This window comes from Enemella dayhoffiae, from assembly GCF_002250625.1.
Lineage (GTDB): Bacteria > Actinomycetota > Actinomycetes > Propionibacteriales > Propionibacteriaceae > Enemella > Enemella dayhoffiae.
The window spans coordinates 1-10,506 of record NZ_NMVQ01000018.1 but is presented as its reverse complement, the minus strand read 5'-3'; the positions used below and the strand labels follow the sequence as shown (position 1 = coordinate 10,506).

The 10,506-nt window shown below is 71.7% G+C and carries 10 protein-coding genes and 2 pseudogenes; 4 read left to right on the top strand and 8 right to left on the bottom strand.

Annotated elements, in window-relative coordinates; genetic code table 11:
• Nucleotides 1-360, bottom strand: a 360-nt coding sequence (locus tag CGZ93_RS18950; RefSeq protein WP_229117367.1) for a hypothetical protein, incomplete at its 3' end; no start/stop codon positions are given.
• A gap of 118 nt (nt 361-478) precedes the next feature.
• On the bottom strand, nt 479-1,480 hold the full coding sequence (locus tag CGZ93_RS10740) for an FAD-dependent monooxygenase (protein ID WP_141211178.1): 1,002 nt from the start codon (nt 1,478-1,480) through the stop codon (nt 479-481).
• A gap of 41 nt (nt 1,481-1,521) precedes the next feature.
• Between CGZ93_RS10740 and CGZ93_RS10735 the strand changes: the two genes are divergently transcribed.
• Together CGZ93_RS10735 and hrpB are read left to right on the top strand one after the other, a co-directional pair.
• Nucleotides 1,522-2,082, top strand: a complete 561-nt coding sequence (locus CGZ93_RS10735; RefSeq protein ID WP_094364142.1) for a TetR/AcrR family transcriptional regulator — start codon at nt 1,522-1,524, stop codon at nt 2,080-2,082.
• Complete coding sequence (gene hrpB / locus CGZ93_RS10730; protein WP_094364141.1) at nt 2,082-4,613, top strand: ATP-dependent helicase HrpB; 2,532 nt, start codon at nt 2,082-2,084, stop codon at nt 4,611-4,613. Before CGZ93_RS10735 ends, hrpB begins: the two co-directional genes overlap by 1 nt.
• 5 nt (nt 4,614-4,618) lie before the next feature.
• Here the strand turns inward: hrpB and CGZ93_RS10725 are convergent, their stop codons facing one another.
• Nucleotides 4,619-4,843, bottom strand: a complete 225-nt coding sequence (locus CGZ93_RS10725; RefSeq protein ID WP_094364140.1) for a hypothetical protein — start codon at nt 4,841-4,843, stop codon at nt 4,619-4,621.
• A 39-nt stretch (nt 4,844-4,882) separates the two neighbouring features.
• Between CGZ93_RS10725 and CGZ93_RS10720 the strand changes: the two genes are divergently transcribed.
• Nucleotides 4,883-5,503 carry a hypothetical protein gene (locus tag CGZ93_RS10720; RefSeq protein WP_094364139.1) on the top strand — a complete coding sequence of 207 codons (621 nt, stop codon included), beginning with the start codon at nt 4,883-4,885 and terminating at the stop codon, nt 5,501-5,503.
• On the opposite strand, the gene CGZ93_RS10715 is transcribed toward CGZ93_RS10720, so the two are convergent.
• Complete coding sequence (locus tag CGZ93_RS10715; protein WP_094364138.1) at nt 5,460-6,425, bottom strand: LysR family transcriptional regulator; 966 nt, start codon at nt 6,423-6,425, stop codon at nt 5,460-5,462. The genes CGZ93_RS10720 and CGZ93_RS10715 overlap by 44 nt on opposite strands.
• A gap of 131 nt (nt 6,426-6,556) precedes the next feature.
• On the opposite strand from CGZ93_RS10715, the gene CGZ93_RS10710 reads away from it, so the two are divergent.
• Nucleotides 6,557-6,796, top strand: a complete 240-nt coding sequence (locus CGZ93_RS10710) for a hypothetical protein (RefSeq protein ID WP_094364137.1) — start codon at nt 6,557-6,559, stop codon at nt 6,794-6,796.
• A gap of 30 nt (nt 6,797-6,826) precedes the next feature.
• Here the strand turns inward: CGZ93_RS10710 and CGZ93_RS19450 are convergent, their stop codons facing one another.
• The 4 genes and pseudogenes from CGZ93_RS19450 to CGZ93_RS10695 form a co-directional block, all read right to left on the bottom strand.
• The gene (locus tag CGZ93_RS19450; protein WP_267489729.1) at nt 6,827-7,747 is read right to left on the bottom strand and encodes a CHAP domain-containing protein; all 921 of its coding nucleotides are present in this window, start codon (nt 7,745-7,747) and stop codon (nt 6,827-6,829) included.
• Between the two features lie 9 nt (nt 7,748-7,756).
• A pseudogene (locus CGZ93_RS20095) lies at nt 7,757-7,966 on the bottom strand (LGFP repeat-containing protein); the annotation flags it as partial.
• A gap of 65 nt (nt 7,967-8,031) precedes the next feature.
• Nucleotides 8,032-8,685 (bottom strand): annotated as a pseudogene (locus CGZ93_RS20090) (LGFP repeat-containing protein); the annotation flags it as partial.
• Nucleotides 8,686-9,396: 711 nt separating this feature from the next.
• Nucleotides 9,397-10,506, bottom strand: a 1,110-nt coding sequence (locus CGZ93_RS10695) for a CHAP domain-containing protein (RefSeq protein WP_141211177.1), incomplete at its 5' end; no start/stop codon positions are given.

Genomic DNA, 10,506 nt, shown 5'->3' with positions numbered 1-10,506 from the left:
GCCATCACGCAACCCGCAATACTCCCGCGAGATCGGCGCACCCAGCGGAGAGGAAACCCCACCCAACGCGTAATACCGGATCCCGATCGCCGAACCCGCCAACGGCAGCAACGAGTTCGCCGACGCCTGCGGGGTCGCGGCCCGGGTGGGCGGGGCCGGGGTGGTGGGGGCGGTGGTCGGCGCCGGGGTCGTCGCGCGGGGCGTGGCGGACGGGGTGGCCGACGGGCTCGGGGAGGCGGTCCGCGCGGGGGTTGCCGTCGGCGTCGGGGAGGGCGTGGGCGCCGCCCAGGCCGGAGCCACCTGCAGCGCGCACACGGCCACCAGGCCGGTGAGCGCGGCGCCAATCCGCTGGAACTTCATCTTTCGCCTCCCCGTACGACAATTGGTCGGGGGACAGTGTGCCATCCTGAGAGCCGTCTGAGGAAATCCTCACGATTTCACAGCGCTTATCGGATCTCTCGGGGTGTCGGGTTGACACTCAGCGCACGAATCGGCCCAGACCGGTCAGCACCGGATCGCGCAGCGGTCCACCACCCAGGCTGATCCGACGGACCAGGGCCGCGGCGCGGCGGATCCGTTGGGTAGGCCGACAGCGCGCCCGGTCGTAGCGAGCCAGCGCCTCCGCCGGCGGATGCCGATCCAGCGACTCGGCCAGCACGGCCGCGTCCACCAGGGACTCGCAGGCGCCCCGGCCCAGGTTGGGTGACATCGCATGGGCGGCATCGCCGATCAGCACGGTCCGCCCGGAGACGAAGCTGCGCAGCGCGGGCGCCTCGAGCACCCGGTTGACCAGGGTTCGCTCCGCCGTGGCGGCGTCGAGCACGCGCCGAACCGGCTCGGGAAAGCCCCGGTAAGCCGCGCGGGCGCGTACCAGCGCTTGCGCCGGCTCGGCGCGGAATTCGGGCAGGGTGGCGAACCAGTTGACCAGCCCGTCGGGGTGCGGGGTGCTGCCGAAGAGGGCGCCCCGGCCCCAGTATTCCCCCGGCTCGACCACACCCTCCACGAGCCCGCGCAGGGCCACGATCCCGGTCGGCCGGGCGTCGCACCCGAACACCCGGCGGCGCGTGGCGCTGTGCACCCCGTCGGCGCCGACCACCACGTCGGCCCCGAGCAGTTCGGGGTCGTCGATTCGCTCAGGGATCCGCCGCACCGTCGACGGCACCGTCGCGTCCAGCCAGTCCAGCAGCTGGAGCCGGGTGATCAGGTGCACCTCCGGCACCCGTTCGCTGTGCAGCAGGGTGCGCCCGGCGGAGTTCCAGATCGACCCGGACCTCGGCCGCACTCCCCGGGCGCGCACCCGGTCGGCGAGGCCGAGTCGCTCCAGCGCGGGCAGGGCGAACGGCCAGATCCCGAAGCAGGTGCCCACCTCGCGCCGATCCGTGGCGTCGTCGATCAGGCGGACCCGCCACCGGCCCGGGTCCAGTTGCGCAGCGAGCGCCAGGCCGGCCACCCCGCCGCCCACGATGTCGATACTCAGCACGAACACATCATACTACATTTGTAGTGTCCTAGGCTCGGCCCATGCAGGATCGCCCCACCTTCGAACGACGCGACCAGGTCGCCGACGCGGCGGTGAGCGTGCTCGCCGAGCGCGGGGCACGAGCGCTCACCCATCGGGCCGTCGACGCGGCGGCGGGCGTACCGGCCGGCAGCACCTCCAACTACTTCCGCACCCGGGAGGCGCTGATCCAGGCGGTGGTCGATCGGCTGGAGCAGCGGGACCGTGAGTTGGGCGAGGAGCTCAGCGCGCACCGGGCCCCGGCCACCCTCGAGGAGGTCGCCGTGCTGGTGGCCCGTTTCGCCGAACTGCTGACCTCGGGCCAGCGCGCCGCCTGCACCAGGGCACGATTCGAGCTGGCCACCGTCGTCGACCTCGGGCCCGCCCACCACCGGCTGGTCGGCCAGCTCGCCGCCATCCTGAGCCAGGTCGACGCCGCCGATCCACACCGTTCGGCGCGCGCCGTGGCCGACTATCTCGACGGGCTGACGCTGCACGTGTTGACCATCCCCGGCCGCGCCGTGCACCCCGACGAGGTGTCGGCCGCGGCGTACGCCCTGATCAGTGCACCGGGGACGACCTGATGGGCCGAGACTTCGACCTGGCCCGGATCGGTCGCGGACTCCCCTTCTCCGCAGCGATTCCCGAGTTGCGGCGACAGGTCGCCGAGCGCCGGGTGGCCGTCGTGCAGGCCCCGCCGGGGACGGGCAAGACCACCCTGGTCCCGCCGGCGCTGAGCGGGCTGACCGGCGAGCGGGTGGTGGTCACCCAGCCCCGCCGGATGGCGGCCCGGGCAGCGGCGCGACGGCTCGCCAGCCTGTCCGGGGTACGCCTCGGCGAGGCGGTCGGCTTCACCGTCCGGGGCGAGCGCCGCGCCAGCCCGGCCACCCAGATCGAGTTCTGCACCACCGGGGTGCTGCTGCGCCGCCTGCTCGCCGATCCGGCGCTGCCGGGTGTCGGCGCGGTGGTGCTAGACGAGGTGCACGAACGCCAGCTCGACTCGGATCTGCTGCTGGGCATGCTGCGCGAGCTGATCGAGCTGCGCGAGGACCTCACCCTGGTGGCGATGTCGGCCACCGTCGCCGCCGACCGGTTCGCCGGAATCCTCGGCACTGCTGAGAATCCGGCCCCCGTGGTCTCGGCCGGGGAGGTGCTGCACCCGGTCGCGGTGCACTGGCGACCCGCCCCCTCCGGGACCCGGATTCTCGACGACCGCGGGGTGACGCGCGAGTTCTGCGGCCACGTCGCCGGGGTGATCGCCGAGGCGTACGCCCGGCACGAGGGGGACGTCCTCGCCTTCGTGCCCGGGGTGTGGGAGGTGCAGCAGGTCTGCGCCGGCGTTGCGGATCGGTTGCCCGGGGTTCCGGTGCTGCCGCTGCACGGGCGGCTCGACGCGCGGTCCCAGGACGCGGCGCTCGCCCGCGCCGACGCGCGTCGGGTGGTGGTGGCCACCGCCGTGGCGGAGTCCTCGCTGACCGTGCCGGGGGTGCGGATCGTGGTGGACTCGGGACTCGCCCGTCGACCCCGCTATGACAGCACCCGCGACGTCTCGGGCCTGGTCACCACCTCGGCCTCCCGGGCCGCCGCCATTCAACGCGCGGGCCGGGCGGGTCGACTCGGCCCGGGTGTGGTGCTGCGATGTCTCGCCGAGGACGGCTGGGCCCGGCTGGACGATGCCGACCCTCCCGAGATCGCGACCGCCGACCTGACCTCGGCCACCCTCGACCTGGCCTGCTGGGGTACGCCCGGTGGCGCGGGTCTGGCGCTGCTCGACCCGCCTCCGGCGGCGGCTCTCGCCCGGGCCCAGGAGATATTGCGGGGGCTCGGCGCTCTCACCGCCGAGGGGGCCGTCACCGCGGCAGGTCGGCGCCTGGCGCGGATCCCGACCGATCCCCGGCTCGCCCGCGCCCTGCACGAGGGCGCCCCCACGCTCGGCGCCAGGCGCAGTGCGGAGGTGGTCGCCATGCTCGCCGCTGACGAGCGTGCCGTCGGTGGTGATCTGACCGCGCAATGGCGGGCGCTGCGGCGGGGCGAGGCGCCGGGTGCCCGGTCCTGGCGGACCGAGACCGACCGCCTGGCATCCCTGATCGATCCGACCAATTTCCACCAGGGCGGTGATTCCGGGCAGCAGATGAGCGACGACGAGTCCGTCGGCTGGGTGGTGGCGCTGGCCCACCCCGGACGGTTGGCCCGTGCTCGGGGCGGTGAGCGGGCGTACCTGATGGCCGGCGGTGGCGGGGCAGAACTGCCCCCGGGTTCCCGGCTGGTGGGTCAGCCCTGGCTGGCCGTCGCGGAGCTGGGTCGATCCGAGACCGGGGCGGTGATCCGGTCCGCGGTACCCATCGGCGAGGAGCAGGCGCTGGCGGCCGCGGCCGGGCTGGACCGCACCGACGAGGAGGTGCTGTGGCACGGTGGTCGGCTGACCGGGCGCCGGGTCCGCCGGCTCGGCGCGATCGAGTTGAGCAGCACGCCGATCCCTCCCGACCCGGGTCTCGGCGCCGCCGCGGTGACCGAGGCGATCCGGCGCCAGGGGCTGGAACTGCTTCCGTGGCAGGAATCCGCGCGATCGCTGCGCAACCGCTTGGCCGTGCTGCACCACATCCTCGGGGAGCCGTGGCCTGCCGTTGACGACGCCTCCCTGCTCGCTCGCCTGGACGAGTGGCTGGCCCCCGAACTGACGGCGGTCGCAGCCGGCGGCCGGATCGGGGAGGTGGACACCACCACGGCCCTGCGCCGGCTGCTGGACTGGGAGTCCGCGGCCCAGCTCGACGAGCTGGCACCGACCACGCTGCGCGTGCCGTCCGGGTCGGCGGTGCCGTTGCGCTATCCCGACCACGCGCAGCTCGATGGGTCCGTGGTGGCCGCCGTGAAGTTGCAGGAGTGCTTCGGCCTGGCCGAGACCCCGCGGATCCTCGGCGGCCGGCTCCCGGTGCTGTTCCACCTGCTGTCCCCGGCGCGGCGCCCACTGGCGATCACCGCGGACCTCGCCAACTTCTGGAACGAGGTCTATCCGCAGGTCCGCGCGGAGAACCGCGGCCGATACAGCAAGCACCCCTGGCCCGAGGACCCGTGGACCGCACCACCGCGCCGCGGCACCAACCGGTCGACTCGCTGAACTCCCTACTGGGTCAGGGTTTGGGAGGTTTCCTCGGGAGCAGTCGTGGCGGCGGCACGCTCGTGCAGCCGGGCCCGGATCTCCTCGGCGGAGTAGGCGCGGCGTTGCCGCTCGTTGCGGGCGACCAGTGCTCCGGTCGCGGCGACCGAGACGAGTCCGGCGACGCCGAGGAACTTCCACACCGGCGCGATCCGCCGCTTCACCCGGTCCTTGCGGTTGCTGCGATCCATGGAGCAAGGCTAACCGGCGGGCTGGGGCAGACTGGGGCCATGCCTCTTGCCCTGGATGCGGCCGTGGACGCCTGCCGGACCGGTGACCTGTGGATCTTTCGCGGTCGATCCCGCGCCGATCGGGCGATCCGCACCCTGACCAACGCCCCGGTGAACCACGTCGGGATGGCGGTCGTGCTGGAGGACCTGCCACCGCTGATGTGGCACGCCGAGCTGGGGCGCAAGCTGCCGGACGTGTGGACCGGCACCCATCACTCGGGGGTGCAGTTGCACGACCTGGGCGACGCGGTGCGCCGCTGGCGCGATGAGTATCACCAGCAGGCGTGGCTGCGACAGCTGACTCCCGAGGTGTCGACCGAGGCGGAGAACGCGCTGCTGCGGACCATCGCCCGCCTCGACGGGGTGAGCTTTCCCTCCACCGGCCGGCTGGCCTGGCGATGGCTCGGTGGCCGCTTCGCCGACCTGCGCCTGCCCCGGCGCGAACAGGGTACGCCGAGTGCCGCCTTCTGCGCCGAGGTGGTCGCGGTGACCTATCAGGAGATGGGCATCCTGCCCTCGGGGCGCCCGTCGAACTGGTATGACCCGGGCAGTTTCTGGAGCGGAGACGCCCTGGAACTCAAGCTGGGTTGGCAACTGGGCGAGGAGATCGCGGTCGGCTGAGCACCGTGCCCGCAGCGCGGGAGGCGGTTCCCTGCTCCCGGCGCGCCGCCTGCTGCAGACCGGCGACGACTCGGCGTACCTGTGGGGCGTCCTCGACCGCCTTGCGCACCCGCAGCAGCAGCGAACGGTGCGGTGTCGGGTTCACCAGGTCGCGCGCCACCACCCCCGGGACCAGGTCGAGGGTGCACAGCCGGGGCACGATGGTGATGCCCACACCGGCGCGGACGAAGGCGATCGCGGGCAGGTGGTCGTCGGCGCGAACGCCATATTCGGCAACGAATCCGGCGGCCGCGCAGGCCTGGTCCACCCGCTGCTGGCACATCGACTCGGCGGTGTCGGCGGCGATCCAGGTCTCCCCGCGCAGGGCCGAGAGCTCGATCTGCGGCTCGGCGACCAGCGGATGATCCTTCGGCAGAATGACCTGATAGGGCTCGCTCATCAGGTGCAACTCACGGATTCCCTGCGCTGGTGGCAGATCCGAGGTCTTCACCCGCACCTCGACGTCCACCTTCTCGGCCTCCACCCCGTCGGGCACCTCGCGCACGGTGAGCCCCAGCCGCAGCCCGGGAAAGTCGCGCACGACTCCGGCGATGATGTCCGGCATCCAAGCCATGCCGACCGAGGAGATGTAGGCGACCGACAGTGATCCGGTACGCCCGTCGCGCAGGTCGGCGACCCGGGACTCGACCGCGTCCAGGCTGCCCAGCACCCCGGCCGCGACGCTGGCCAGCTCGACCCCGGCCGCCGTGGGTTCGATCCCCCGACCGACGCGTTCCAGCAGGGTGAGACCGGTCTCGCGTTGCAGGGTGGAGACCTGCTGGCTGACCGCCGAGGCGGTGTAGCCGAGGTTGTTCGCGGCGGCCTGGATGGAGCCGGCCGCCACGACGGCGCGGAAGACGCGGAGTCGGTTGACGTCGATCATGAATTCATTACAGCACCGCTTAATGGTCGTTCACAAGTGTTCGCTTGTGCTGATGTTTCCGGAGGCGGAGGATTGGATGTGCCGGCAGTTCAGCAAACACCCAGAACCACACCAGTACAGGGAGAACCACCATGTCCACACAACTCATCGGCCTGGCCGTGCTGGCCCTGACCGTCGGCCTGATCGTGCTCGCCCTCCAGCTCAACCACCGCCGGGCACGCACCGTCGGCGAGAGTTCCGACCCGGACACCCGCCGCCTGCTCGTCGACTTGCGGCACGCCCGTGACCGACAGTGGCGCTCGGAGGCCGCGGCTCCCGAACGCCGCCGCGACGAGCTGGTGCAGTTCCAGCTGCAGTCGCTGCGCCAATGATCCCTCGCCCGGGGGCGGCACGCGCGGGCGTCAGTAGAGGTAGGCGTCCGCGCGTACGCTGTTGCGGATCCCGTAGCCGCCGGGGGTGGCGTAGTTGTACTCCTCCACCTTGGCGCTGCCGTCGGAGTTGACCCCGATCACGATGGCGACGTGACCGTAGCCGCTGCTGGTGCTGGAGGCGGCCCACCAGGCGACCGCGCCCACCTTCGGGGTGCTGCTGACGGTACGCCCGCGCTGGATCCACCCGTTCTTCCAGCCGCGGGCGTTGCCGTCACCAGAGCCGTTGATCTGGCTCCAGACCATGCCGCGCCGGAAGGCGGCGAAGTCGGTGCAGTTGCGATAGGCGAACCCGCGCTCGGAATAGACAGACCCGTTCTTGCACCACAGGAACCCGCAGGCCGGGGCGTTGGCGTCGGGATAGGCACCCGGTACCAGCGGGATACCGCCGCCGGTCTCCGCACCGGGACCGGTGACCCGGCCGGTCGCCTGGTCGAACACCAGGGTGCCGCCCTGGAAGGCCTGGCTGATCCGCCCGCCGCTGGGGGCACTTTCGGGCCCCTTCGGGTAACCGAGCGTCCCGGTCTCGTGGCCGAGGGCGGCGTACCGGGCCAGGATCGCTCCGCGCACGGGTTGGGGCCCGGTTCCGGTGGTGAAGTAGATCAGACCGTTTTGGAACCGCTGCGCGCAGCCGTTGTCGCGCAGGTTGCAGAACTCGGCACTGGTCGGATAGCCGAGCGGGCCGCGTTCCCAACCCTGTACGCCGTAGCCGCGCAGGATCTCACCCCAGATCGGGTGGGCGCCGGTGGCCGGGCTGAACTGGATCAGGCCGGTGGCGAAGTTCTGGGCGCAGCCCCGGTTGGCCAGGTCGCAGTATTCCTCACCGATCGGATAGCCGAGTTTGCCGTTCTCGAAGTCGAGCGCCGAATAGCTGCCGACGATGGCACCCAGCACGGCGTGGGCGCCGAAGCGGGGGGTGAAATAGATCAGGCCGCCCTGGTATCGCTGGACGCAGCCGCCGTCACGCAGTCCGCAGAACTCCGGCTCGGTGGGATATCCGAGGCGACCGGACTCCAGCCCGCTGTTGTCGTAGCGGTCGCGGATGGCACCCCAGACCTGAACCGGACCGGTGGCCCTGGTGTAGTAGACGTTTCCTCCGCTGAAGAGTTGCACGCAGCCGCCGTCACGCAGTCCGCAGATCTCGGCCGACCGGGATAGCCCAGCTGGCCGTTCTCCCAGGCCAGGCTGGCAAACCGGTCGGCGATGGCCCCCCAGACCGCGAACGTCCCGGCCTTGGAGGCATAGACGTTGCCGCCGGCGAAGCGCTGGACGCAGCCACCGTCGACCAGATCGCAGCCCTCGGCAGATGTGGGATAGCCCAGTTGCCCGCGTTCCCAAGCCACACTGGCAAAACGATCGGCTATGGCACCCCACACGGCGAACGTCCCGGCCCTGGAGAAGTACACGTTCCCTCCGGCGAACCGCTGCACACAGCCACCATCGACCAGACCGCACTGCTCGGCCGCCACCGGATAGCCCAGGGCGCTGTTCTCCCAGCCGAGGGTGGCGTACCGCTTGCCGATGGCGCCCCAGAGGGTCGCGGCCCCGGCCGTGGGTGACCAGTAGATGTCGCCGCCGCGGAAGCGCTGCATGCAGCCGCCGTCGCGGAGGCCGCAGAGCTCGTCGGAGGTCGGGTAGCCCAGCTGTCCGGTTTCCCAACCCTGGCTGGCCCACAGGTCGCCGATGGCGCCCCGGACGACGCGTGCACCGGTGGTCGGGGTCCAGTAGATCGAGCCACCGTTGAAGATCTGGAAGCAGCCGCCGTCGCGCAGACCGCAGATCTCGTTGGAGAGGGGTTCGCCGAGGTCGCTCCTGATCCCGCCCAGGGACATCCACTTCGCGCCGATCTCGCCGCGCACCACGGCGCGCGTGGTCACGGTCCGGGGATCCGCCACCCGGGGAGTCGCGGTCGGGCTCGCTGTCGGACTGGGGGTGGGCCGCGCGGTGGTGCCCGGGGTCGCCGTTGGGAGGGCACCGGGGGTGGTCAGCGGCGTGCGTGACCGGGTCGGGCTGGCGCTGGGGGTCGGGGTACGCCCGGTGGCGCCCGAGACGGTCGCGGTGGGGGTCGCCCGCGCGGTCGCGACGGGATCGACCGCTGTGGGCTCCGGGCTGGGTGCCGCATCGGCCGAGGGTCCGCCGCCGACCAGGAGCGCTGCCAGCACGCTCAGCACGGCCAGGACGCGCAGCACGACACTCATGGGGCTCACCTCGGGATAGGTCCAGCGGAACGGCCACAGTCTGACGACTCTGCAGCCCCATGTGAAACGTCAACCACACAAGGAGACGCACGCATCACGGTCGATCGTCCAGAATCGCATCGATGTGATTTCTCAGGCTCCCTTGCCAGGCGCGATTTCGACGCCCGCGTCGGGCCGGACGACCACGGTCGACAACAGGTGGAGCAGAGGTCGAGGGTTTGCGCTCGATTCTCAGCCGCGCAGCCGTGGCGCATCAGCTTGGTCGGCACCTCACCGTGGGCGAGCAGCGCGTCACGGCGGCGCTCGGGGTCGCGGTGCCCGAGGGAGTCGCCCCGTGCCCCCGGCTCAGTAGAGGTACGCCTCCGCGCGGATGCTCGGGGTGACCGAATAGCCGTTGCGGACTTCGAAGTTGTAGTGCTCGACCGCGGCCGAGCCGTCGGGGTTCACTCCGACGACGATGCCGACGTGCCCGTAGCCACCGCCGCGACTGGTGCCCCACCAGGCGATCGCCCCCACCTTGGGGACGTTGCTGACCGGACGGCCGCGCTGCACCCACCCGTCCCGCCAGGCGCGCGCGTTGCCGTCACCGCCGGAGTTGATCTGGCTCCACACCATGCCGCGGCGCCAGGCCGCGAAATCGGTGCAGTAGCGCGCGGCGAACCCGCGCGAGGTGATCGAACCGATCGAGGACTCGGGATAGTTGCCGCCGACGACCGGGATGCCCGGGGGCACGATGCGACGGGCCGCGAAGTCCCAGCGCACCTCGCCACCCTGGAAGAACTGGACGGCGTGTCCGCCGTCGGGGAACTCGTCGCCGACGGGATAGCCGAGCCTTCCGGCCTCGTAGCCCTGAGCGGCGTACTCCCCCAGAATCGCGCCCCGCACCGGGTGCGCACCCGTGCCCGGCGACCAGGCCACCGGACCATTCTGGAAGTTCTGCGCACAACCACCGTCACGCAGACCGCAGTATTCACCGCCGACCGGATAGCCGATCGGACCGGCCTCGAACCCCTGCCCCGCATAGGAGCCCAGAATCGCCCCCCGCACCGGGTGCGCGCCCGTGCCAAAGGACCAGGCCACCGGACCATTCTGGAAGTTCTGCGCACACCCACCATCACGCAGGCCGCAATACTCCGAACTGACCGGATAACCCAGATGGCCCGCCTCATAACCCTGACCGGCATACGCCCCCAGAATCGCCCCCCGCACCGGATGCGCCCCCGTGCCCAAGGACCAGGCCACCGGACCATTCTGGAAGTTCTGCGCACACCCACCATCACGCAACCCGCAATACTCCCCGCTGATCGGATAACCCAGCGCCCCTGCCTCATAACCCACCGTCCCATACGGGCCCAGAATCGCACCCCACACCGGATGCGCCCCCGTCGCCGGGGACCACGCCATCCAACCGCGCTCAAAATTCTGCGCACAACCCCCATCACGCAGACCGCAATA

Bases quoted from the DNA above. Each gene is read 5' to 3' on its own strand.
- CGZ93_RS10725 (WP_094364140.1), bottom strand. From the start codon at position 4,843: ATGGATCGCAGCAACCGCAAGGACCGGGTGAAGCGGCGGATCGCGCCG.
- CGZ93_RS10715 (WP_094364138.1), bottom strand. From the start codon at position 6,425: ATGATCGACGTCAACCGACTCCGCGTCTTCCGCGCCGTCGTGGCGGCC.
- CGZ93_RS10735 (WP_094364142.1), top strand. From the start codon at position 1,522: ATGCAGGATCGCCCCACCTTCGAACGACGCGACCAGGTCGCCGACGCG.
- CGZ93_RS10720 (WP_094364139.1), top strand. From the start codon at position 4,883: ATGCCTCTTGCCCTGGATGCGGCCGTGGACGCCTGCCGGACCGGTGAC.
- CGZ93_RS10710 (WP_094364137.1), top strand. From the start codon at position 6,557: ATGTCCACACAACTCATCGGCCTGGCCGTGCTGGCCCTGACCGTCGGC.
- hrpB (WP_094364141.1), top strand. From the start codon at position 2,082: ATGGGCCGAGACTTCGACCTGGCCCGGATCGGTCGCGGACTCCCCTTC.